At 69.3% G+C, this 22,324-nt stretch carries 19 protein-coding genes; 6 read left to right on the top strand and 13 right to left on the bottom strand.

Annotation, left to right across the window (positions count from 1 at the left end):
* Window positions 1-58: 58 nt before the first annotated feature.
* Genes AB7E83_RS06215 through AB7E83_RS06190 form a run of 6 tightly spaced genes read right to left on the bottom strand, consistent with a single transcriptional unit; the run spans window position 59 to window position 5,266 of the window.
* Window positions 59-1,159, bottom strand: a complete 1,101-nt coding sequence (locus AB7E83_RS06215; RefSeq protein WP_428566598.1) for a serine hydrolase domain-containing protein — start codon at window positions 1,157-1,159, stop codon at window positions 59-61.
* A gap of 43 nt (window positions 1,160-1,202) precedes the next feature.
* Window positions 1,203-1,868 carry a trimeric intracellular cation channel family protein gene (locus AB7E83_RS06210; protein WP_428566595.1) on the bottom strand — a complete coding sequence of 222 codons (666 nt, stop codon included), beginning with the start codon at window positions 1,866-1,868 and terminating at the stop codon, window positions 1,203-1,205.
* A gap of 55 nt (window positions 1,869-1,923) precedes the next feature.
* Window positions 1,924-2,718, bottom strand: a complete 795-nt coding sequence (locus AB7E83_RS06205; RefSeq protein WP_428566592.1) for an SDR family NAD(P)-dependent oxidoreductase — start codon at window positions 2,716-2,718, stop codon at window positions 1,924-1,926.
* 21 nt (window positions 2,719-2,739) lie between these two features.
* Window positions 2,740-3,054: a hypothetical protein gene (locus AB7E83_RS06200; RefSeq protein WP_428566590.1), complete on the bottom strand. Its 315-nt coding sequence runs from the start codon at window positions 3,052-3,054 to the stop codon at window positions 2,740-2,742.
* Window positions 3,051-3,404 carry a hypothetical protein gene (locus AB7E83_RS06195; protein ID WP_428566588.1) on the bottom strand — a complete coding sequence of 118 codons (354 nt, stop codon included), beginning with the start codon at window positions 3,402-3,404 and terminating at the stop codon, window positions 3,051-3,053. The genes AB7E83_RS06200 and AB7E83_RS06195 overlap by 4 nt, the downstream gene beginning before the upstream one ends.
* A gap of 2 nt (window positions 3,405-3,406) precedes the next feature.
* Window positions 3,407-5,266, bottom strand: a complete 1,860-nt coding sequence (locus AB7E83_RS06190) for an ABCB family ABC transporter ATP-binding protein/permease (protein ID WP_428566586.1) — start codon at window positions 5,264-5,266, stop codon at window positions 3,407-3,409.
* A gap of 37 nt (window positions 5,267-5,303) precedes the next feature.
* Here AB7E83_RS06190 and AB7E83_RS06185 point away from each other — a divergent pair, with 37 nt between their 5' ends.
* The 5 genes from AB7E83_RS06185 (at window position 5,304) to AB7E83_RS06165 (ending at window position 16,733) form a co-directional block, all read left to right on the top strand.
* A complete protein-coding gene (locus AB7E83_RS06185; protein WP_428566584.1) occupies window positions 5,304-5,711 on the top strand; it encodes an acyl-CoA thioesterase in 408 nt (135 codons plus the stop codon).
* A gap of 305 nt (window positions 5,712-6,016) precedes the next feature.
* Complete coding sequence (locus AB7E83_RS06180) at window positions 6,017-7,114, top strand: tetratricopeptide repeat protein (RefSeq protein ID WP_428566582.1); 1,098 nt, start codon at window positions 6,017-6,019, stop codon at window positions 7,112-7,114.
* Window positions 7,095-7,676 (top strand): hypothetical protein, encoded by a 582-nt coding sequence (locus AB7E83_RS06175; protein ID WP_428566580.1) that lies wholly within the window; start codon window positions 7,095-7,097, stop codon window positions 7,674-7,676. The genes AB7E83_RS06180 and AB7E83_RS06175 overlap by 20 nt, the downstream gene beginning before the upstream one ends.
* 38 nt (window positions 7,677-7,714) lie before the next feature.
* A complete protein-coding gene (locus AB7E83_RS06170; RefSeq protein WP_428566577.1) occupies window positions 7,715-14,695 on the top strand; it encodes a hypothetical protein in 6,981 nt (2,326 codons plus the stop codon).
* Window positions 14,598-16,733 (top strand): polymorphic toxin-type HINT domain-containing protein, encoded by a 2,136-nt coding sequence (locus tag AB7E83_RS06165; RefSeq protein WP_428566696.1) that lies wholly within the window; start codon window positions 14,598-14,600, stop codon window positions 16,731-16,733. The genes AB7E83_RS06170 and AB7E83_RS06165 overlap by 98 nt, the downstream gene beginning before the upstream one ends.
* Before the next feature lie 30 nt (window positions 16,734-16,763).
* Here AB7E83_RS06165 and AB7E83_RS06160 read toward each other — a convergent pair whose 3' ends face one another.
* From AB7E83_RS06160 to AB7E83_RS06145, 4 genes are read right to left on the bottom strand one after another with little or no spacing between them, the layout of a single operon-like run.
* A complete protein-coding gene (locus tag AB7E83_RS06160; protein ID WP_428566575.1) occupies window positions 16,764-17,732 on the bottom strand; it encodes an amidohydrolase family protein in 969 nt (322 codons plus the stop codon).
* Window positions 17,729-18,082, bottom strand: coding sequence for a DUF1428 domain-containing protein (locus tag AB7E83_RS06155; protein ID WP_428566573.1), 354 nt, complete (start codon window positions 18,080-18,082; stop codon window positions 17,729-17,731). Before AB7E83_RS06155 ends, AB7E83_RS06160 begins: the two co-directional genes overlap by 4 nt.
* Before the next feature lie 2 nt (window positions 18,083-18,084).
* Window positions 18,085-18,438: a helix-turn-helix transcriptional regulator gene (locus AB7E83_RS06150; RefSeq protein ID WP_428566571.1), complete on the bottom strand. Its 354-nt coding sequence runs from the start codon at window positions 18,436-18,438 to the stop codon at window positions 18,085-18,087.
* Window positions 18,425-18,757, bottom strand: a complete 333-nt coding sequence (locus AB7E83_RS06145) for a type II toxin-antitoxin system RelE/ParE family toxin (protein ID WP_428566568.1) — start codon at window positions 18,755-18,757, stop codon at window positions 18,425-18,427. The genes AB7E83_RS06150 and AB7E83_RS06145 overlap by 14 nt, the downstream gene beginning before the upstream one ends.
* A gap of 69 nt (window positions 18,758-18,826) precedes the next feature.
* Here AB7E83_RS06145 and AB7E83_RS06140 point away from each other — a divergent pair, with 69 nt between their 5' ends.
* The gene (locus AB7E83_RS06140) at window positions 18,827-19,927 is read left to right on the top strand and encodes an AI-2E family transporter (protein WP_428566566.1); all 1,101 of its coding nucleotides are present in this window, start codon (window positions 18,827-18,829) and stop codon (window positions 19,925-19,927) included.
* A 28-nt stretch (window positions 19,928-19,955) separates the two neighbouring features.
* On the opposite strand, the gene AB7E83_RS06135 is transcribed toward AB7E83_RS06140, so the two are convergent.
* The 3 genes from AB7E83_RS06135 to AB7E83_RS06125 all read right to left on the bottom strand — a co-directional run bounded on the left by AB7E83_RS06135 (window position 19,956) and on the right by AB7E83_RS06125 (window position 22,304).
* Window positions 19,956-20,438, bottom strand: coding sequence for a thioesterase family protein (locus tag AB7E83_RS06135; RefSeq protein ID WP_428566563.1), 483 nt, complete (start codon window positions 20,436-20,438; stop codon window positions 19,956-19,958).
* Complete coding sequence (locus AB7E83_RS06130) at window positions 20,435-21,334, bottom strand: SDR family oxidoreductase (protein WP_428566561.1); 900 nt, start codon at window positions 21,332-21,334, stop codon at window positions 20,435-20,437. The genes AB7E83_RS06135 and AB7E83_RS06130 overlap by 4 nt, the downstream gene beginning before the upstream one ends.
* 82 nt (window positions 21,335-21,416) lie before the next feature.
* Window positions 21,417-22,304, bottom strand: a complete 888-nt coding sequence (locus tag AB7E83_RS06125; RefSeq protein WP_428566558.1) for a LysR family transcriptional regulator — start codon at window positions 22,302-22,304, stop codon at window positions 21,417-21,419.
* Window positions 22,305-22,324 lie beyond the last annotated feature (20 nt).

Below are 22,324 nucleotides of genomic sequence, written 5' to 3'. Positions count from 1 at the left end.
TGGGGGCAAAGCCGCCGGGAAGGACGCCCTCGGGGCACGAAGCGCGGGGCGGACCGCTTCAGCGCTTCAAGTAGGCGCGCACGGCGGGCACCACCACCTCCGCCTCCTCGTCCTCGAAGTCCCCGTTCGCGAAGAACACCACCGAGATGCGCCGCTTCGGAAGAAACCACGCGTCCGCCTGGAACCCGGGGATCGATCCGTTGTGTCCCCACGCCTCGCCCCAGGGCGTGTCGTCGATCGTGCAGCCGAGGCCATAGCCGCTTTCGGGCTCTTCGGCCTGCACGCGGCACATGCGCGCGACCGCGGGGCGCGGCAGCACCTTGCCGTCGCGCATGAGCGCGAGGATGAATTTCTCGCAGTCGCTCGCGGTGCTGACCAGCGCGCCGTCGCCCGTCACCGCGTTCCAGCCGCTGAAGCTCACGTCGGCGAGCCGCCCGCGCGCGCCGGCCGTGTAGCCATGCGCGAGGTCGCGTTCGGCCGCCTTGGCGCCGACCGTGGTGGCGGTCATGCCGAGGCGATCGAAGATGCGCCGCTGCAGCACGCGCGCGAAGGGCATCTGGTCCACCGCTTCGGCCACCAGGCCGAGCACGACGTAGTTGGTGTTGGTGTAGCTGTGCTCGCGCCCCGGGCGCGACTCGGGTTCCTGGTCGTACGCGAAGGCGAGCGACTCCGCCGCGCCGAACACCTTGCGCGGCGCCGCGGCCGCGGCCTTCTCGAAGTCGTCGGTGTAGTACTCCGCGAGGCCCGAGCGATGCTTGAGCAACTGCTCCAGCGTCACGCGATGGATGTTGCGCAGGCGCCGGATGCCGGAGGTGTCGCGCACCAGCGGATACACCGGTTCGTTGAGCCTGAGCTTGCCCTCTTCCACCATCTGCAGCACCGCCGCGGCGGTGGCGAGCTTGCCGGCCGAAGCGATGTAGAAGCGCGTCCGCGGCGTGACGGGTTCGCGGCGCTGCACCTCGGCGACGCCGGCCACCGCTTCGGCCGTGCCGCGCGGACCCGTGATGCGCAGCACGGCGCCGGGCAGCTTCTGGCGCTGGACGAAGCTGTCGAGGAAGTCCTGCAGGCTCGCCGGCTTCGCGAAGGCGGGAGCAACGCCGGCCACACCGGCGACACCGGAAATGGCGGCGAGCAGAGCGGCGCGGCGGCTGGTGCGCATGGCTGCGCCGGAGTATTGCATGCGCCGACGATCGGCTGCCGGGTCAGTCCTCGCGCCGTTCGTCCTGCGGGCCGCCCGGCGACCAGCGCGGCAGCGTGAACCCCGTGACGAGCGCCAGCACGCGCAGGCCGCTCGCAGTCGCTGCCCCGAGCAACAGGGCCACGCCCGGCAGCATGCCTGCCGACTGCGCCAGCACCAGCACCCAGCCGCCCACGAACGCGCAGATCGCATACGGCCGGTGATCGCGCAGCGCGGTGGGGATCTCGTTGCAGACGATGTCGCGCAGAACGCCGCCGAAGGTCGCGGTGATCACCCCCATGAGCACGGCGACGATGCCGGGCAGGTCCTGCACGAGTGCGAGCTGCGTGCCCGTGGCGCTGAAGAGACCCAGGCCCAGCGCATCGGGCCACTGCATCGCGCGTTCGGTGGGCTCGAAATGGCGCACGCGCAGGAAAGTCATGGCGAGCACGCACAGTGCCAGCAGCCCCCAGAGCCATTCGGAATGCGCGACCCAGAAGAACGGCCGGCGGTCGAGCAGCACGTCGCGCAGCGTCCCGCCGCCGAATGCGGCGAGCCCGGCCACGAGGCAGACGCCGACCGCGTCGAGCCGCTTGCGCGCCGCCTCGAGAAGGCCCGAGAGCGCGAAGGCAAGCGTGGCCAGCGCTTCGACGACGATCAGCAGCCAGGCGAGGTACGGCGAGGTGGACATGCGCGGGATTGTCGTCGCAAGCCGTCGGCCGCACGCTCTCGGCGCGCTTGCGCGATCACCGCGTCGCGGACGTGAAGCCGCCGTCCACCACCAGCTGCTCGCCCGTGATGTAGCGCGCCTCGTCGCTCGCGAGGAACAGCGCGGCGTGCGCCACGTCCCAGGCGTCGCCCATGCGTCCCATCGGCACCTGCGCATTGCGCGTGGCGACGAACGCATCGTACTGGCCGCCCGCGTATTTGTCGGCGAGGCGGCGCACGAGCGGCGTGAGCATCAGGCCCGGCACCACGCTGTTGAGGCGCACGCCCCTGGCCGCATAGATCACGGCCGTCGTCTTCGTCATCTGCATCAGGGCGGCCTTGGCCGCGGCGTAGGCCACCTGCGGCTTGCCGACGTAGCGCAGGCCGGCGACCGAGGACACGTTGACCACCGCGCCGGCGCCCCGCGCCTCCATGAGCGGCAGCACGTGCTTGCAGCCGAGAAAGGCGCTCTTGAGGTTCACGCCCATCTGATCGTCCCAGGTCGCTTCGGACATCGTCACGGGGTCGCCGGGCTCCGAGCGGCCGACGTTGTTGACGAGGATGTCGATGTGGCCGAAGCGCTCGACACAGGCCGCGACCATGCGGCGCACGTCGGCATCGGCGGTGACGTCCGCGGCCATCACCTCCATCGTGCCGCCCTCGCCGCGCACGATCTCCCGCGTCGCCTGCGCCGCTTCGAGCGCGAGGTCGACGCCGAACACCTGCGCGCCTTGCCGCGCGAACAGCACGCTCATGGCCTTGCCGTTGCCCCAGCCCTCGCCCTGCGTGCCGCAGCCGGTCACGAGCGCCACCTTGCCATCGAGTCTCAGCATGTCATGTCTCCTTCGCGCCTGTCATCTGAATTCCCTGCACTTGCCGATCGTCTCCGGCGTCTTGCGCAGCTTCTCGTTCGCGCACACGGCGCGCGCCGCCGCCTCGCAAGCCGTGGCTGCCACGTCCTGTTCCTGCGGGGTCTGCCGCTTCAGGCCGGGGATGACGAAGGGCCGGAAGGTCTTGCCGCACTCGCCCGCCAGCGCGGGGTCGCCGTTGTGCTTCGCGATGTCGGTGACGGCGTCCCAGGCGCGGTAGGCGACGTCGAAGGGCGGCGCCGCGTGCAGCGTCGCGCCATGCGCGACGAGCGCCAGGGCGATGAAGACCGGCCGCATCACGCGCGGCGCACTTCCATGATGCCCTCGCGCGTGACGTACACGTAGACCTTCGCGTCGCGCGTGGCGAGGTCCAGCAGGATCTTCGGCGCCTGGTGCGCGATGGCCCGGTGCAGCAGCACGCCGGCCGCGACCAGCGCGGCGCCCAGCCACGTGCGCCCCATCAGCGCCAGCGCGAGCCCCACGCCGATGATCGGCAGCAGGAACACGATCAGCATGAGCCGCTGCGAGACGAACCGGCGCGCCAGTTTCGGATTCACGACGACACGAAACCGGCCCTGCGCGATGCCGGCGCGGAATTCGTCGTGGGCGATGTATTCCGCAAATGCCTCCGGGGACGGCCCGCTGCCCACGCCTACATCCCCATCACTTCCACGAACCGTTCGGGCTCGTTGCTCTGCTGCAGCGCCCACATGTCGGCATAGCGGCCGCCCTTGGCGAGCAGCGCCTGGTGCGTGCCGCGCTCGATGATGCGGCCGGCCTCCATGACGAGGATCTCGTGCGCGTCGACGACCGTGGACAGCCGGTGCGCGATGACGAGCGCCGTCTTGTGCTGCGCAACGCTGCGCAGCTCGGCCTGGATCGCGCGCTCGTTCGCGCTGTCGAGCGCCGACGTCGCCTCGTCGAAGATCAGGATGGGCGGATTCTTCAGCAGCGTGCGCGCGATCGCCACGCGCTGCTTCTCGCCGCCCGACAGCTTCAGCCCGCGCTCGCCGACCATCGTGCCGTAGCCCTTCGGCGTGGACGAGATGAAACCGTGGATGCGCGCCGCCTTCGCCGCTTCCTCCACCTCGGCGCGGCTCGCGCCGGGACGGCCGTAGGCGATGTTGTATTCCACCGTGTCGTTGAAGAGCACCGTGTCCTGCGGCACGATGCCGATGGCCTGGCGCACGCTCGACTGCGTGACTTCGCGGATGTCGTGCCCGGCGATGGTGATGCGGCCCTGCTGCACGTCGTAGAAGCGATAGAGCAGCCGCGCGAGCGTCGACTTGCCCGAACCCGACGGCCCGACGACCGCCACGGTGCGGCCGGCCGGGATCTCGAACGACACGTCGTGCAGGATGGGCCGGGCGGGCTCGTACGCGAAGTTCACATGCTCGAAGCGCACGGCCCACTCGAGCGGCGTGCCTTCCGGCTGGCCGGCCGCGAGCTGCAGCGGCAGCGCGCCCGGCGCATCCGCCACCTCGCGTTCGCGCTCCATCAGCGTGAACATCTTGTCGAGGTCGGTCAGGCTCTGCTTGATCTCGCGGTACAGCACCCCCAGGAAGTTCAGCGGGATGTACAGCTGGATCATGAACGCGTTGATCATCACCAGGTCGCCGAGCGTCATGCGGCCTTCGACCACGCCGACCGTCGCGCGCCACAGCATCGCGACGAGGCCGATGGCGATGACCATCTGCTGCCCGGTGTTGAGCAGCGACAGCGTGGTCTGGCTCTTGAGCCGCGCGCGGCGCAGGCGCTCCAGGCTCTCGTCGTAGCGGCGCGCCTCGAAGGCCTCGTTGTTGAAGTACTTGACCGTTTCGTAGTTCAGCAGCGAGTCGACGGCCTTGGTGTGCGCCGCCGAGTCGAACTCGTTGGCCTCGCGGCGGAACTGGGTGCGCCACTCCGTCACGCTCACGGTGAAGACGATATAGACGACCAGCGCGACGCCGGTGATCCACGCGAACCACGCGTCGAACTTCACCGCGAGGATCGTCAGCACCAGCGCCACCTCGATCAGGGTCGGCAGGATGCTGTAGAGCGAATACGAGATCAGCGACTCGATGCCGCGCACGCCGCGCTCGATGTCGCGCGTCATGCCGCCGGTCTGGCGCTCGAGGTGAAAGCGCAGCGACAGCGAATGCAGGTGGCGGAAGGTCTCGAGCGCGATGCTGCGCGCCGCGCCCTGCGTCGCCTTGGCGAACACCAGCTCGCGCAGTTCGGTGAAGAGCGAGGTCGACAGCCGCAGCAGGCCGTAGGCCACGAGCAGGCCCAGGGGCACGACGAGCACGGCCGCGGGGTTGCCGGGCTTGATGCTCATCGCATCGACCAGGTCCTTGAGCAGCAGCGGCACGCTGACGTTCGCCAGCTTCGCGCCGATCATGAAGCCGAGCGCCGCGACCACGCGCCACTTGTACTGCCAGAGGTAGGGGAAAAGCCGCCGCAGCGTGCTCCAGTCCGACCGGGGACCGGTGGACGCGGGCGCGGGGGGAGAGATGTCGCCGCCGTGGCGCATGAAGGAGAATCCTTGGACTGAAACGGAGATTGTGCCCATGTCCGCCGCGACGAGCTTTCCCGCCCCGCCCTTGCCCAGCCAGCGCGAACTGGTACTCAAGGTGATCCCGATGCCGGCCGACACCAACGGCAACGGCGACATCTTCGGCGGCTGGGTGATGGCGCAGGTCGACCTGGCCGGCTCCGTGATCCCCGCGCGCCACGTGCAGGGGCGCATGGCGACCGTGGCGGTGAAGGAGTTCGTCTTCAAGCAGGCCGTGAAGGTTGGCGACATCCTCAGCTTCTTCGCCGAGGTCCAGCGCGTCGGCCGCACGTCGATCACGGTCGAGGTCGAGGTGTATGCCGAGAACTTCCGCGAGCAGGGCAAGTTCGTGAAGGTCACGGAGGCGACGCTGACCTATGTGGCGATCGACGACGACGGGAAGCCGCGGCCGATCGCCAAATAGCTCGCGGATACGGCGAGGATCCGGTCGCGTCCTTGTATGCCGCCTCGCGGCCATCGATGCACGAAAGCGACGCGGGACTGCTCTTTTGCTGGATCGGCGCTCCAGCTCATGCATAGAATCGCGCAGCTGTTCCGGCTCCGCTTGCAGTCTCGCGGCCTATGTCGTCCATCGAAGAGTTACTGCAATGCAACGTCGTGCCATTCCCGTTCGCGGGCGCTGTTCCCCATCCTTTCCCCCCATGAAAGCGCGAGCCCCTGCCGGCTCGCATTCGCCCGTTCGCGTCGCACGCATCTGAGCGCGCCCCGATGGCGACCTCCGTCGACGCGAGGCTGTCGCGGTTGCAGACCTTTCTCGAGGCCGACCCCGACAACCCGCTGCTGCTGTGCGACCTGGCCGACCTGCACCTGCAGTCGGCGCACAAGGACGACGCGCGCCCCTACCTCGAACGCGCACTGAAGTTGCGACCGCACGATCCGCGCGCGACCTACATGTTGGCCGTGCTCGAGTACTTCGCGGGCCGGCTGGCCGAGAGCGAAGCGCTGACGGCGCAGCTGCTTGCGCAGGAGCAGCAGAGCCCCGCGATTCGCCACCAGCACGCCTGCACGCTCGCGAAGCTCGGCGACTTCGCGCAGGCGCTGCCGCTGATCGAGCGCCTGCTCGAGGAACACGTTGGCCTGCCGGGACTCGACGCGCTTCATGTGCGCGCACTGCACGCGCAAGGCAGGCTGGCGCAGGTACACGTCCCCGAGACGCGCAACGTGGAAGCGCGTGTCGAACGCGGCATGACCCTGCTTGCGCTCGACGAGCCCCGCGAGGCGGCGCGCGTGCTGGGCAGCGCGGCCGAACTCGCGCCGGGCGATGGGTCCGCATGGCTCGGCTGGGGCCTCGCCGACCTGATGACCGGCGATCTCGGCGCGGCGCGGACGCGCCTCGACAACGCCGTCTCCCGCATGCCCGAACACCTCGGCGCGCGCAACGCGCTTGCGTGGACGCAGATCCTGCAGAACGACCTCGACGGCGCCACCGCAACGCTTGAGGCTTGCCAGGCGCGCGACGACACGTTCGCCGAAACCTGGGGTTGCCTGGCCGTTGTCGCGGCCCTGCAGGCACGGTGGGATGACGCGGGGGAACTGTGCCGCACGGCGCTGCGCCTGCAGGCCGATTCGTTCAGCGCCCGTGCGGCGCAGGCGCTGCTGGAGGGGCATCGCGGCCGGCACGAGCGTGCCGTGCCGATGTTGCGCGCCCTGTTCGGCGGCATGGGGCCGCTCGGACAGCGGCATTTCCAGGACATGGTCCGCCGGCTCGCGCAGGAGGCCCGCGCGCCGGGCGACTCGACGATGACAACAACGACAACGACAACGACAACGAAAAAGGAGGAGTCGAATGGACTCGCAACCCCATGACCTGGACGGCGAGGAACTGCTCTCGCTCGCCATCGAAGCCGCGGGACGCAGCCGGCACGATCTCGCCATCTCGTACCTGAAAGAGGCGCTGCGCGCCGACGCCAATGACGCGCTCGCGCTCTACTTCCTCGGCGTGGAGCACGCACAGATCGGCCTGCACGACCGCGCCCTCGCCGAACTCGCGCACGCCGTCTCGCTCGCGTCCGACCTGCACATCGCCCGCCTGCAACTGGGCATGCTGCAGCTGACTTCGGCGTTGCCGCAGGACGCCGCCGCCACCTTGCGGCCACTCACCGAGCTTGGCGACGACAACTTCTACAGCTGCTTCGCACGCGGCCTGCTTCACCTGATGCGCGACGAGTTCGCGGCCTGCCGCCGCTGGCTGCGGGCGGGCATCGCCCTCGACCCGGACAACCGCGCGCTCAACGGCGACATGCAGCGCGTGCTCGATGCGCTGCCTGCGGAAGCCGCGGCGACGCCCAACGAAGCCGCCACCGCGGACGCGGGCAGCTTCTGGCTCTCGGCCTATGCACAAGCGCCGGCCGCGCCGCGCATTCGCTGAACAAGAACGCAAGGTCGAACGAAAAGAAGGGGCACAGCATGGTCGCACTCGTGAGCAGTCTCAACCTCGGCCTGACCGATGCATCGCAAACCGCGCTCGGCCTCCGGCAGGGCGACCCGGCGCTGGGGCGCGGCGGCGAGAAGGCCTGGGTCAACACGGCCACCGGCAACCTGGTGCTGCAGCAGCAGGACGACTTCCTCGCCGCGCACGGGCCGGACATCCCCGTCTTCCGCACCTACAACAGCCAGGGCACGTTCGACGGCGACAACAACGACAACTGGCGCATCGGTTTCTACCGGCAGGTCAAGGCGCTGGTGGGCACGGTCAACACCGCGAACAGCAGGGTCACGCGCGTGGACCAGGACGGCTCGGAGCTCGTCTACGCCTACGACACGACTGCCGCGAAGTACATCCGCAAGGACGGCGACGGCAGCAACGACACGCTGGCATGCAGCGGCACGACATGGACCTGGACGGACGGCGCCAGCCGCCTCGTCGAAACCTATGACGCAGCCAACGGCGGCCGGCTGGTCAGCCGCAAGGACATCGACCTCAACACGGTCACCTTCAGCTACAACGCGAGCTCGCTGCTCACATCGGTCACCAGCTCGAACGGCGAGCGGGTCGAACTCGACTACAGCGGCAACAAGCTCACGCTCGTGCGCGTGATCGCCCTCGACGGCGCCACGACCCTGACCTCCACCCGCACACGCTATGCCTACGACGCGAGCGACCGGCTGGCCACGGTCACGGTCGACCTGAGCCCCGGCGACAACGCCGTCGCCGACGGCGCGACCTATGTCACCACCTACACCTACGACGGCGCGAGCAAGCGCATCGCGGGGATCGCGCAGACGGACGGCACGAGCGTCGCCTTCGTCTACACGCAGGTCGGCACGACATGGCGCGTGGCGAGCATGACGCAGGTGGCGGACGACGGCATCGCGCGCACGACAACCTACAGCTGGGACACGGCCAGCCGCATCGCCTCGGTCACGGATCCGCTGGGCAATGTCGCCCGATACACGCACGACGCAGGCGGTCGCCTCGTGGGCGTGATCGCTCCGGCGGTCGACGGCACGAGCCAGAGCACGGCCTACGAATGGAACGCCAACGGCGGCCTCGCGAAGACGACCGACGCGCTCGGCAACGAAACCGTCTGCACCTACGACGCGAACGGCAACATGACGCTGTCCCGCGATGCGGCGGGCAACACGGTGACGCAGACCTGGGGCACGATGAACCAGCTGCTGACGCGCACGACCTGGGCGGTGCCCGATCCCGACGGCGCGGGCTCGCAGGCGGCGAGCGTTCCGCTCACCTCGCGATACGCGTACAACGCCGCCGGCAAGTTGCGCTGGGCGCTCAGCCCCGAAGGGCGCATCACCGAGTACCAGTACGCCGCCACGGGCGAGTGCTCCGCCGTCATCGAATACGTCGGCATCCTCTACCCCCTGGGGACCATGAGCGCCTCCACCGCGCCGTCCAACCCGACGATGAACACATGGCGCGACGCCTTGCCGTCCGCCGAGCGGGCGCGCACCACGCGCACGGACTATGTGTACGACTTCCGGGGCCAGCTCTCGAAGGCCATCGCCTACCAGAGCGTCGACGGCGCGGGTGCGGGCGTCGCCTCGGGCGCGCGCACCACGCAGTACGTCTACGACCCCGCCGGCAAGCTGCTGCAGACCATCGAGGCGAAGGGCGTCGCCTCCGCCACCGCGAACGACTTCGTCACGCAGCATCTGTACGACGGCCTCGGCCGCGCCTGGAAAACCATCGACAGCCTGGGCAACGTCACGCTGACGCAGTACGACGACGCGAGCAACAAGACCACCACCACGCTCGCGAGCGGACTCGTCACCACCCGCACCTTCAACCGCGCCGGCGACCTGATCGCCGTGGCGCAGGGCGGCGCCGGCATCCCCACGGGCACCGTCGCGTCGACCTACGACAGGGACGGACAGTTGCGACGGGTGATCGACGCGCGCGGCGCGGCGACCTACAGCCTGTACGACGCGGCCGGGCGCAAGGTGGCCGACATCGACGCGCTCGGCGCACTTGCCGAGTACGGATACGACGCCAACGACCAGGTGGTCCGGACCACGCGCTACGCCACGCCGGTGTCGTCCGCGCTGCTGTCATCGCTCGACGCGGATATCGCCGCCGGCACGAACGGCGTCACGCTGGCCACCGTGCGGCCGGCTGCCGCCGCGGGCGACGGCACGACCCGGTCGGTGTACGACAAGGCCGGCCGTCTTGTCCGCGAAATCGGCGAACTGGGCGCGGTGACCGAATACCAGTACGACGGCGCCGACCGGCTCCTCGCGACGCTCGAATACGACCAGCCGCTGACGGGCGCCGGCACCGTGCCCGACATCGGGGCGACGTTCTCCCGCACCCGCAACTTCTACGACAACGACGGCCTGCTCGTCGCCACGCTCAGCCCGGTCGGCTCGCTCACCGAGAACGTGTACGACGCCGCCGGGCGCCTCGTGAAGCGCATCGACTACGCGACGGCAACGGACAGCACGAAGTGGGCAAGCGGAACGCTGGCGCAGCTTCGGCCTGCGGCGGTCGCCGCCGACGCGCAGACGCGCTGGCAATACGACGCGAGCGACCGCGTCACCTTCGAGGTCGACGCGGCGGGGGCCGTCACCGGCTACCTCTACGACGCCAACGGCAACGTGGTGCAGGAGCGGATGTACGCGAACGCCATCGCGGCCACGGCTTCGCCCGATTCGGTGCCCGCGGATGCGGCGCGCGACCGCATCGTGCGCAACACCTATGACAACGCCGACCGCGTGAGCTTCACGGCGGACGCGCTCGGCACGGTGACCGGCTACGTCTACGATGCCGCCGGCAACACGATCCGGCAGACGACCTATGCGAACGCCGTGTCGGCCGCCACGGCGCCGGAGGCGGTCGTGGCGGATGCCGCGCGCGACCAGGTCGTCACCAACGTGTACGACGCGGCCGGCCGGCTCACTCACAGCATCGACGGCCTGGGCGCGGTGACCGGCTTCACCTACGACGCCCGCGGCCAGGTCACGCAGAAGACCACCTATGCCAACCCCGCGACCACGGCCCTGAAAGGTCGCTACGTCCGCATCTATCACAACGACCAGCAGGCGCAGGAGGGCTACACGTCCGTCATCTCGCTGACCGAGCTCGAAGTGTGGGCGGGCGGCGTGAACATCGCGAGCGGCAGGCCCGCCGTCGCGGGCGCCGACACGGGCAGCGTCAACGCGACATATCACGCGCCCGGCGCGCTGACCGATGGCGCCAACAAGGGCGGCGCCTGGACGGGCCAGGCCGGCAGCGCCTCCGGCATGGCCTGGGTGGACGGCAACACGACGGGCTACATCGAGCTCGACCTGGGCGCCGTGCGCAGCATCGACACGATCCATCTCTACGGCCGCACGCTCACAGCGGCGGACTCGCGCAACCTTCGCATCTACGTCTTCGACACCTTGCCATCGGCCGCGACCGCGAAGGCGACGCTCGAGGCCGACGCCGGCATCTGGCGATCCGATGCAAGCCTGTCGGACGCGACGCCTTGCACGTTCACGCAGGGGCCGGTGGCCGCCACCTCGGGCAACGACCAGGTCACGCGCTACGAATACGACGCGGCGGGCCGGCAGACGAAGACGATCTATCCGCCGGTGACCGTCTACACGGGCGAGACCTCCGCCGCCCTGCTGGCCAACGGCGCCACCGAATTCGCGCGGCGCACGGAGACGACACAGACGCTCTACACGCAGGCGTTCTACGACGCGCTCGGCAACATCGTTGCCAACCGCGACACCGCGGGGAACATGCGCTACCAGGCCTGGGACGCCGCGGGCCAGCTCGTGTACAGCGTCGACGCCGAGGGCTACGCCACCCGCTACGAGCGCGATGCGCTGGGCAACGTGACCGTTCTCACGCGCTACGCCACGAAGATGTTCGAGAACGCGGGCTGGGGCACGCAGGCGCCGTCGGCGCAGGCGGTCGCGACGCAGATCGTTGCGAGCAGTTCGGACCGCCAGATCCGGACCGACTACGACGCGATGGGGCGCACCGTGCGCGTGACCGAGCCGCAGACGTTCAACGTCCTCGGCGACGGCACGACCCTCACCGCTAGCCCCGTCACCGAAAACATCTGGGACGCGCTGGGCCGCCTGCAGCAGACGCGGGTGCTGCGCAAGCCCGGCGAGTGGCTGACCACCACGCACCACTACGACGCGCAGGGACGCGTCGTCGCCACCCTCGACAGCCTGGGCCATCTCACGACCCGCAGCTGGGACGTCTTCGGCAACGAAGTCCAGCGCAAGGAGTACGCGACCGCCGCGCCCACCTGGACGCCGGGCAGCGCCCCACCGACAAGCGCGCTCGACCGCACCGTGACCATGGTCTGGGACAAGGCCAACCGGAAGATCGCGGAGACCCGCGTCGACGTCGAGTTCGCCAGCGGCGCGTCCCTCGTTCGCGGCGACCTCTCGTATGCCTTTGCCTACGACGCCTTCGGCAACCTGATCCGCCAGACCGACGCCACCGGCGCGCTCACCCGCACCTGGTACGACAAGGCCAACCGCACGACCGCGGTCGCCTCGGCACAGACCGCGGTGCTCGGCAACGGCAGCTTCACGCCGCTCACCGAGTTCAGGCGCGACAACTTCGGCAACGTGGTCCAGCAGGTCGCGCACGCCAGTTCGGCGGTCAACCTCGGCGACGCCGGCTACACCGTCGCCGCCAGCGCCGACGACCGCATCGACGCCGCGCGGTACGACAGCTGGGGCCGTGCGGTCGATGCGGTCGACGCGCTGGGGAACCATCAGCTTTTCTCGTACGACAGCGCGGGGCGGCTGGCGAAGCAGTGGTCGGCCGTGACGATCGGCAGCGGGACGGTGGGCAACACGACGAGCACCCGCTTCCAGGCATTTCTGTACGACAAGCTGGGGCGGATGACGGTATCCGGCGAGGCCGATTCGGCCGGCACCGCCGTCGTCGCCACGCTGATGAAGTACAACGCGTTCGGCGAGATGACCGCGGGTGGCGTTTTGGGCATCGACGACGGCGCGTCGGAGTACATGCACTACGACAACGGCGGGCGGCTGTGGCGCACCAACGGCGGCGACGGCGTTGCGAAGGTGATGCAGTACGACCTGCAGGGACGCATGACCGCGACCCTTGTCAGCGCTGACACGAACCTGAAGTCCGTGGCCGACGCCGCCGCGGCCCACGCGCTCGCCGGCACGTTCAGGACCGTCAACACCTGGGACGCGCTCGGCCGCATGACCCGGCGACTACGCGGGCAGCGGCCAGGCCTTCGGGCTCGGCACCTGGAACATGACCGACTACGCGGGCTTCAACGACCACGTGCGTTCGCTGAAGGTCAAGGCGGGCTACAAGGTCACGCTGTTCTCGGACGTCAACACGACGGGCTGGGTGTCCGCCAACGACGGCTGGCTCCCGTACGCCTATGCGCCGATCGACTACGTGATCGACGAGGACCGGCCCAACCTGAGCTTCGGCGGCTACGGGAACGAGTGGTGGCGCCACGTCTCCAGCATCCTCGTAGAACGCGACGATGGCGCAACGGTCGGCAGCACCACCGTGGAGGCCACCACCAGCACGATGATCTACGACGCCGCGGGCCGGCTGCTCTCCAGCACCAACGGCGCGGGCGAGACGACGTCGTATCGCTACGACCGCCGAGGCAACGTGGTCTGGACCGTGCAGCCGGGCAACCTGACGAGCACCAGCCGGTACGACGCGTTCGATCGCAAGATCGAGGACATCGGCCCGGGGGCGCCGACGCCGACGCTGTCGACCTTCAACTACTTCGGCAGGATCCTCTCGAAGGACGACGCTGCCGCGGGCGACTCGGCCGACATCTACACCTACGACCTCGCGGGCCGGCTCACGCGGCAGACCAATGCGCGCGGGCGAAACGTCGGATACATCTACGACGCGATGGGCAAGGTCACGCGGGTGGACGACAGGACCAGCGGCGACACCTGGCGCGTCAGCCAGTACACCTACGACAAGGCCGGCAACCGCCTGTCCGAGAAGACCAGCCTCGAACTCCGATACGGAACGGTGGCGCCCGTACCGACCGTCATCCAGGACGAAACGATGCGCTACGACCGGCTGGGCCGCCTCACCTACGCCGGCCGGCCCGGAAACGACGTCTACTACGACTACGACGGCATGGACAACCGCACGCGCATCCAGAGCTACGTCAGTGGCAGCGGATGGAAGAGCGGGTACTACGCGTACGACGCGATGAACCGCCAGATCCTGGTCGATGGCGCCGTGAACGGCAACGCCGACGACGCGGGCAACCTCACGGCAAGCCAGGGCAGCCGCATCGCCTACGACAAGAACGGCAACCGGATCGAGGAGAAGTCCGGCGCGGCGGGTGCGATGAAAGAGACCTACGCTTACGACACGCTGGGTCGCCTCACGCAGGTCAAGCTGAACGACGCCACGATGTCCGAGCGCTACTACGACAAGGCCGACCGCCTGGTCTGGAGCAGCAGCAAGGATGCGGCCTCCGGCAAGACCACCGCCGTCGGGAGCAACTACGACACCGCCGGGCGCCTGGTCGTGCAGACGATCCAGCGGGATGGCGCCAACGTCAACCAGGTGATCAACCGCTACGACACGCAGGGCAATCTCGCGACCTCGTCCCGCGGCGTCCACAAGGAGGGAAGCAACGACTACTTCACCTCGAAGAACATCTACACGTCCACGCTGACCGATCGCTGGCGCACCTCCAGCATCGTCGCCACGCGCAGCGACAACACGGGCAACCCGGGCGAGACGACGTACACCTACGACGTCAATGGCTTCCTCACCGGCATCGCCGATTCGGACAAGGCCGGCAACGGCCGCAGCTTCCAGAACACGTTCGAGGGCGTGATCCTGCAGAAGATGCAGGAGGGCAACGTCGTCAGGAACATCGTCGCCAACGGGCAGGTGCTGGGTTCGTACGGCACCGGCGTCGACGTGGACGATCCGACGAACGATGACGGGTCACCCCGCTATGTGGCGATCCGCGACTTCGACCTCGGGTACCAGGACATCGACCTCGCGCACCCCGGCACCGGGTCCGGCACGTACCGCGTGGCATCCGGCGACAACCTGCGCGGCATCGCCCAGGCCGCGTATGGCGACGCGCAGCTGTGGTACCTGATCGCCGACGCGAACGGCCTACGCGGCGACGGCGACCTGCGCGTGGGGCAAGTGCTCACGCTGCCCAGCAACGTGAGCGGGATGCACAACAACGCGAGCACGTTCAAGCCCTACGACCCCGCCAGCATCGTCGGCGATACCTCGCCGTTCGTGAACGGCGCGAACGGCTCGAACTGTGCGCAGGTCGGCATCATCGTCGCCGCCGTGCTGGTCGCGGTCGTGATCACGGTCGCCACGGCCGGCGCGGCGACGGCGGCAGGCGCGGCCATCGCCGCCTCGCTCGGCACCGTGGGCGCGGCCATCGCGACAACGACCGCGGCCGCTGTCGGCGGCGCCGTCGGCGGCGCGCTCGGCTCGGCGGCGTCGCAGGGCATCATGATCGCGGGCGGCCTGCAGAAGGAGTTCTCCTGGTCCGAGGTCGGCATCGGCGCCCTGACGGGCTTCGTCGGCGGCGGCCTCGCCGGTGGCGCGGGCACCGTGGCGGGCGCGGTGTTCCGAGGTTCCACGACCTTCGCGGCCACCGTGCTGCGCGGCGCGCTCGACTGCGCGCAGAAGGTCACGCTGGCCGCGAAGGCCGGGCGTGCGCTCGCGCTGAGCGCGGGGTACGCGGCGCTCAACGTCACCGCCGACGCTATCGGCCAGGGCGTCCGCATCGCGATCGGCCAGCAGGGCGGCTTCGACTGGCGCAGTACGGCCTCCGCCGCGCTTGCCGGCGCCTTCAGCGGCGCGGGCGGCACGGTGGGTCGGCAGGGTTCCGTGCGCGCCCTCGGCGGCGGCGTGGTGGCCGACCTGATGGGCAGCGCGATCGACAATGGGGTCGCCAACGACGGCCGCTTCGATCCGACGCAGTTCGCGGCGGATGCCGCGGCGAGCCTCGGCAGCGCGGTGACGGGCCGCATCGCGGCATCGAAGCGCCAGGCCTGCTTCGTCGCCGGCACCGTGATCCACACGCGCAACGGACCGCTGGCGGTCGAGCGGTTCGTCGGCGGCGAACTCGTGCTCGCGCGCGACGAGAAGACCGGCGAGACGGGCATGCGGGCCGTGCTGAACACGAAGGCGACGCCCGACATGCCGATCCATCGCGTCACGGTGCGCAACGCGGAAGGCCGCACCGAGACTCTTCGCACGACCGAGGAGCACCCGTTCTGGGTGAAGGGCAACGGCTGGGTCAAGGCAGCGCTGCTGACGGTCGACGACGTCCTGCTCGACCTGCAGGACCGCGACATGACCATCGTCGACGTGGCGGTGGAGGAGGCGCGCGAGACCGTCTACAACATCGAGGTGGCGCAGTTCCACACGTATCACGTCGGCGAACTTGGCGTGTGGGTTCACAACGCGAACTGCCCCCGGAAGCGCGCGGCGGAGGACCCGCTCGCGGCGGACGGGGCGCAGCGGCAGAAGGTCGCCCCCGGCGTGATGTACCGGAAAGACAAGTTCTACCTCGCCAATCTGCGGGGCATCCCCGGACCGCTCACGCACAATGAAACCATGAGCCTCGATGCGCGCGTCGCCAGACATATTGCGAGCGGTATCCGGCCGGCCTACAAGGCTGGATTGGTCGACACCGTGTGGAACGCCGCGCGCCGGCACAGCAGCGGCCGGGTGTTCGATCCTAACGGCATGTCCGACGGCACGTCGATCGAACTGCGGTGGGACAAGAGCCGGTCGCGCCAAGGCCAGTGGGACATGGGGCACACGCCCGGCAACGAATACTGGAAGATGGAAAAGACCTTCCTGGCCCATGCGGAATCCTACGACGGCCCGGGTCGACGAATGGATGGAAGGACGTTTCTGCTCGACTACAACAACCCGGAGCACTATCGTCCCGAGTACGGGCCGAACAACCGCAGCCACCAGTTCGAAGCGCCCGATTGAGACTGTCGGGGCCGAAGCGATCAAGCAACCTCACCGCCGCCGCACCAGCCCCAGCAGCGTCCCACGCCCGACCGCTTCGCGCGCGCCGGGCGACAACTGCGCCAGGAAGTTCTGCACGCTGGCGAACTTCATCGTGTCGGACTGCAGGGAGCGGTGGCTCGCGTCGGTGCCGACCAGGAAGCGATGCGGCATCGCCTCGACCAGTTGCAGCCACTCGGGCCACACCTTCTCGCCGTCGCGCAGGATCGTGTAGTCGGGCGAGCGCGGATGCCGGGGCCAGGTCCGGGCGCTCAACTCGTAGTACAGGTTCGGATGGCGCTCCAGCATGCGGCGCGCTAGGAAGAGCGGCGTGTAGCCGCCGTGCGCCCAGATCACCGGCACGTCGGGGAAGCGCGCGAGCAACTCGCCCAGTTCGGCCATGCGCGTGCTCTCCACGTGCAGCATCACCGGCATCCGGTACTTGCGCGCCAGAGCCATGATGCCGGTGACCATCGGCCCGAGGGGGCTGTAGTCGGTCTCGTCGAAGCCGGCCGAGGGGAAATGAACGGCGTTGATCTCGCCGATGCCCTGGTACGCGCCCGTCGCCAGCATCGCGTCGAGCTGCCGCAGCAAGGCATCGTCGTGCTCGGTCCACGCCCGGCGATAGGCCGTGCGCTCCGGCGAGATCGAGGCGAACGCGATCAGCGCGTCCGGGTGGTCGCGTGCCGCCTGCGCGACCGACTCGTTGCTGCTTCGGCCGCCCCAGAACACCACCGCCTGCGTCGCGCCCCATTGCCGCATGAGTTCCAGCTGCATGGCGGTGTCGTTGAGATGCGCGTGGGCATCGACGAAGGGAATGAGGGTGGCGGGCGGCGTTGGCGCCGCCGCGTCGGCGGGCTGCGCACGCTGCATCGGCTGGCGCATCCGCCGCGCGGGCGCCGATGTGTCGGACTGCGGCCAGACCGCCGGCGGCATCGCGACGAGCAGCGCCGGCAGGAGCCATGCGCAGCGCCGGTTCACGCGCGCTCGTCGAAGATGGGCATGAACCCGCCGTAGACCAGCCGCCCGCCGTCGAACGGCATGGGCAGCTTCTCCATCCGCGGATCCGCGTTCATCCGCCGTGCGCACTCGTCGCGGACTTCCTTCGATGGGTATTCGATCCACGAGAAGACGACGACCTCGTCGTCCTTCGCCTGCACGGCGCGCCGGAAGTCCGTGAGCTTGCCCTCCGGAACGTCGTCGCCCCAGCACTCGACGTGGCGGGTGGCGCCGTATTCCTTGAAGAGGACCCAGGTCTGCGCCGCGGCAGCCCGGTAGGCCTCGCGGTTGGCGGCCGGAACGGCGATGACGAAACCGTCGACGTAGGGCATGGTCATCTCCCTCCCGTTCCGCGAGCAACGGGACGACGCTCGCCGACGGATGTCGACCGGCGTACCTTCGGCGATTGACGGACAAGCCGGATCTCGAGCTTGCACCCGAGGGCCTCGGCGTAGCGGGACAGCGTTGCGATCGATGGCGAGTGTTTTCCTCGACCCGACTCCATCCTCGCGACCGCGGACTGCGTGGTGCCGATCCTTTCGGCGACCTGAGCCTGCGTGAGCCCCTGGTCGGCCCGAGCCCTGAGAAACTCGTCGAGAAGCGCGAATTCCTCCAGCGATTTCCTGAACTCCAACTGCACTTCAGGGTCTTGAAGCGCCTTCGCACGCAACTGCTTATGCGTCAGCATCGATCCACTCCTTCATGCGCCTGCGCGCGACTGCCAGTTCCCGGGGCGGCGTCTTCTCCGTCTTCTTCACGAACTGATGCAGGATAACGATTCTGCGATTCACGAACGTGCCATAAAACACCCGGGAGATTCCCTCCTTCGCCTTCAGCCGCAACTCGAAGAGACCCGAGCTCATGGCACGGGTGTGCGGCATTCCGAGGTCGGGGCCGTATTCGGACATCCGATCGGTCAGGTGCAGATACCTCGCCAGGAGCCCGGCGGGAAGCGAAAGCACGGCATCTTGAACCTTCCCGTCGAAGTACAGGATCTCCCAGGTCATCGTCTCGATCATAGCAAATACGCTATATCTCCGTCGCGCCGGCCTGTGTTCCTGCTACCCTCGCCCTCCATGACCGCGCCCAATCCGCTGAAGACGCCCGACCTCGAATTCAAGTCGCTCCTGTTCCTGGTGCTCGCCGCCACGGCGCTCTTCCTGCTCATCGTTTGGCCGTTCTTCGGCGCCGTCTGCTGGGCCGTTTTCATCGCCATCGTGTTCTGGCCGCTGCACCAGCGGCTGCTGCGCGGCAGCCAGGGGCGGCCCAACATGGCGGCCGCGGCATCGCTCACGATCATCCTGCTCATCGTCATCCTGCCGCTGGCGCTGGTGACGGCGTCGATCACGCAGGAGGCGAGCCTGCTGGTCGCGAAGATGCGCTCGGGCGAGGTCGACTTCGGCGCGTACTTCCAGCGCGCCATGCAGGCGCTGCCGGCCTGGATCCGCGCGATCCTCGAGCGGCTCGGCGTCGGCGACCTCGGCGTGCTGCAGCAGCGCGCGCTCGCGAGCCTGGGCGGCAACGGCCAGGCGCTCACCGCGCGCGCCTTCAGCATCGGGCAGGTCACGCTCGACTTCGTCGTGGCCTTCTTCGTCATGCTCTACATCCTCTACTTCTTCTTCCGGGACGGCGGCGCGATCGCGCAGTCGATCGCCCGTAGCATCCCGCTGCGCGACGACCACACCCATCGCCTGCTGACGCACTTCGTGACGGTGGTGCGCGCGACGGTCAAGGGCAACATCGTCGTCGCGCTCGTGCAGGGCACGCTCGGCGGCCTCGCCTTCCTCGTGCTCGGCGTGCAGGGGCCGCTGCTGTGGGGCGCGGTGATGGCGCTGTTCTCGCTGCTGCCGGCAGTCGGGGCCGCGCTGGTGTGGGCGCCCGTCGCGGCCTACTTCTTCTTCACCGGCGAGCTCGTCGCCGCCATCGGACTCGCGCTGTGGGGCGTCGTCGCCATCGGCCTCGTCGACAACTTCCTGCGGCCCCGGCTGGTGGGCCGCGACACGCGCATGCCCGACTGGCTGATCCTCGTCGCCACGCTCGGCGGCCTCGTGGTGTTCGGCCTCAACGGCTTCGTGATCGGCCCGGTGATCGCCGCGGTCTTTCTCGTGAGCTGGCAGATGCTGGCGGCGGCGCGGCAGCAGGACGTGGCCGCGCCTGCCGCGCGCGAGCCCGACTGACGCGCGGTCCGCCGCCGCGCTCGCACGCTCAGGACACGATGTAGGCGCCCGCGCCCGACGCAAGCAGTTCGCCGTCGTGGCCGTGAAACTCCATGCGCGTCGACGCCACGCGCGAGCCGAGCCGCAGGACCTGCGCCCTGAGTTCGAACCTCGGGCCGATGGCCGGGCGCAGGTAGTCCACGCGCAGGTCGATGGTGCCGAGACGGACGAAGCGTTGCAGGCGCTGCGCGGGCGGCTCGTCCATGTGCCGCCCGCCGATCGCGGCGAGCACCGCGAGGCCGGCCATCGCATCGAGCCCGGCGCTGATCACGCCGCCATGCACGCGGTTGTAGACGAAGTGGCCGACGAGTTCGGGCTTCATGTCGATGTGGCCCGTCACGCCATCGGGCGCGAGCTTGTCGATCTTCAGCCCGAGCACCGCATTGAACGTGATGCGCTGCTCGAAGATTTCCTTCAGTCCAGCGACGAACTCGGGCTCGAACGCCCGTATGGGTGGAGGCGCCTTCGTCATTCCGCGCGTTCCCCCTGGACGACCTTCGGCGCGCGATAGCGGTGGAAACCGTCGAACGGCTTGACCGCATCGCGCTGCTGCGTGTCCGCGCGCGCCGTGAAGTCGCCCCAGCCGCCGCGCGCGTTGGGCCGGCCGCCGTCCACGCGCACCACCGAGCCGGTGATGAACGACGACGCGGCGGACAGCAGGAACACGATGGCGGCGCTCGTCTCGGCCTCGGTGCCGAAGCGGCCCAGCGGCACGGTCGCCGCCATCGACCGCAGCTGCTCGCCGGCCTCGGGCGGGTAGTGGTCCATGCCGCTCGACGCGATGTAGCCCGGCGCGACGGCATTCACGCGCACGCCGTGCCGCGCCCATTCGAGCGCAAGCGTCTCGGTGAGGTTCATCATGCCCGCGCGCGCCGCGCCGCTGTGCGCCATGCCCGGCATCGAGCCCCACATGTCGGCCACGATGTTCACGATGGCGCCGCCGCGCTCCTTCATCGCCTGCGTGAAGCACTCGCGCGCCATGTAGAAGCCGCCGGTGAGGTTGCTCGCCACCACGGCTTCCCAGCCCTTGCCCTTGATGGCCTCGGCCTTCGCGATGTACTGGCCGCCCGCGTTGTTGACCAGCCCGTCGATGCGGCCGTGGGCGACGACGATGGCCTGCACGACGTCGGCCACGTCGTCTTCCTTGCGGATGTCGCACGAATGGAAGGTGGCCCGGCCGCCGTCGGCCGCGATCTCGGTCGCGACCGTGTGCAGCTTTTCGAGCTTGCGCCCGATCAGCACGACGTGCGCGCCGAGCGCGGCGAGTTCGTGTGCGGTGCAGCGGCCGATGCCGGAGCCGCCTCCGGTGACGATCACGACCTGCCCGGCGAAGGTGCCGGGGGCGAAGACGGAACGGTAGGCGCTCAAGGGGGTTCTCCTGCCGCGGTACTGAAAAGCGGCACTCGGGGGTTATAGCAAGACTGCGAGCAAGACCGCGGCATGCCGCGGCTCAGGCGGCCGCCCGCTCGCGAATCATCTCGACCATGGCCTGCGCCGCGACCGAGAGCGCCTTGCCTTTGCGGCGCGCGAGGACCACGGGCCGGCGCAGCGCGGCGTCGCGCAGGGGTACGGCGGCGAGGCCCGCCCGCTCGAAGTGAAACAGCGTGAGCTCCGGCACGACGCTCACGCCCAGCCCCTGGGCGACGAGCGCCGCGACGGTGGCCAGGTGCTCGACCTCCAGCGCGCCCGTCGCCACCGCCACCTGCGCGGCTTCGAGGTGCTGCCGGACGCTGCTGCCGCGCGCGAGGTGGACGACATCCTCGTCGCGCAACTGAGCGAGGGCCACGCTGCGCCTGCGCGCGAAAGCATGGTCCTTGCGGCACACGAGGAAGAAGCGTTCGCTCTTGAGCACTTCGGTGGCGAACTCGCGCAGGTCGCCGCCGGCCGTGACGGCCATGTCCACCCTGCCTTCGCGCAGCAGGGCGAGGCCGCCGCCCGCGAGCGTGTCGTACAGCGCGATGCGGATCATGGGATGCGCGGCGCGATAGCGGGCGATCACCTGCGGCATCCATTCGGCGGCCACCGACGGCAATGCGGCCACCGCGACCTTGCCGATGCGCCGCGTGGCCAGGTCCTGCAGGTGCGACAGCGCATGCTGCAGGTCCTGCTGGATGCGACGCACCTCCTCGGCGAACACCTCGCCCTCGGGCGTGAGCGTCACGTGCCGGGTGGAACGCTCGAACAGCGCCACGCCCGCCGCCCGCTCGATGCGCGCGATCTTCTGGCTGAACGCGCTTTGCGAGAGGTGGCAGCGCTCGGCCGCGCGCGTGAAGTGCTGGGCCTGTGCGAGGACGAGAAAGGCTTCGAGGTCGCGGGCGGAGAGATTGATCGGCTTCATCGATGAAACGATCCGTTCTT

This window comes from Ramlibacter sp., from assembly GCF_050250995.1.
Lineage (GTDB): Bacteria > Pseudomonadota > Gammaproteobacteria > Burkholderiales > Burkholderiaceae_C > Ramlibacter.
The sequence above is the reverse complement of the archived record's forward strand: the minus strand, read 5'-3'. Positions and strand labels throughout refer to the sequence as shown.

Excerpts from the sequence above, each read along its gene's own strand:
- AB7E83_RS06180 (WP_428566582.1), top strand. The coding sequence starts at position 6,017 with ATGGCGACCTCCGTCGACGCGAGGCTGTCGCGGTTGCAGACCTTTCTC.
- AB7E83_RS06210 (WP_428566595.1), bottom strand. The coding sequence starts at position 1,868 with ATGTCCACCTCGCCGTACCTCGCCTGGCTGCTGATCGTCGTCGAAGCG.
- AB7E83_RS06170 (WP_428566577.1), top strand. The coding sequence starts at position 7,715 with ATGGTCGCACTCGTGAGCAGTCTCAACCTCGGCCTGACCGATGCATCG.
- AB7E83_RS06140 (WP_428566566.1), top strand. The coding sequence starts at position 18,827 with ATGACCGCGCCCAATCCGCTGAAGACGCCCGACCTCGAATTCAAGTCG.
- AB7E83_RS06135 (WP_428566563.1), bottom strand. The coding sequence starts at position 20,438 with ATGACGAAGGCGCCTCCACCCATACGGGCGTTCGAGCCCGAGTTCGTC.
- AB7E83_RS06175 (WP_428566580.1), top strand. The coding sequence starts at position 7,095 with ATGGACTCGCAACCCCATGACCTGGACGGCGAGGAACTGCTCTCGCTC.
- AB7E83_RS06125 (WP_428566558.1), bottom strand. The coding sequence starts at position 22,304 with ATGAAGCCGATCAATCTCTCCGCCCGCGACCTCGAAGCCTTTCTCGTC.
- AB7E83_RS06155 (WP_428566573.1), bottom strand. The coding sequence starts at position 18,082 with ATGCCCTACGTCGACGGTTTCGTCATCGCCGTTCCGGCCGCCAACCGC.
- AB7E83_RS06165 (WP_428566696.1), top strand. The coding sequence starts at position 14,598 with ATGCAGGAGGGCAACGTCGTCAGGAACATCGTCGCCAACGGGCAGGTG.
- AB7E83_RS06190 (WP_428566586.1), bottom strand. The coding sequence starts at position 5,266 with ATGCGCCACGGCGGCGACATCTCTCCCCCCGCGCCCGCGTCCACCGGT.
- AB7E83_RS06150 (WP_428566571.1), bottom strand. The coding sequence starts at position 18,438 with ATGCTGACGCATAAGCAGTTGCGTGCGAAGGCGCTTCAAGACCCTGAA.
- AB7E83_RS06185 (WP_428566584.1), top strand. The coding sequence starts at position 5,304 with ATGTCCGCCGCGACGAGCTTTCCCGCCCCGCCCTTGCCCAGCCAGCGC.
- AB7E83_RS06205 (WP_428566592.1), bottom strand. The coding sequence starts at position 2,718 with ATGCTGAGACTCGATGGCAAGGTGGCGCTCGTGACCGGCTGCGGCACG.
- AB7E83_RS06145 (WP_428566568.1), bottom strand. The coding sequence starts at position 18,757 with ATGACCTGGGAGATCCTGTACTTCGACGGGAAGGTTCAAGATGCCGTG.
- AB7E83_RS06215 (WP_428566598.1), bottom strand. The coding sequence starts at position 1,159 with ATGCGCACCAGCCGCCGCGCCGCTCTGCTCGCCGCCATTTCCGGTGTC.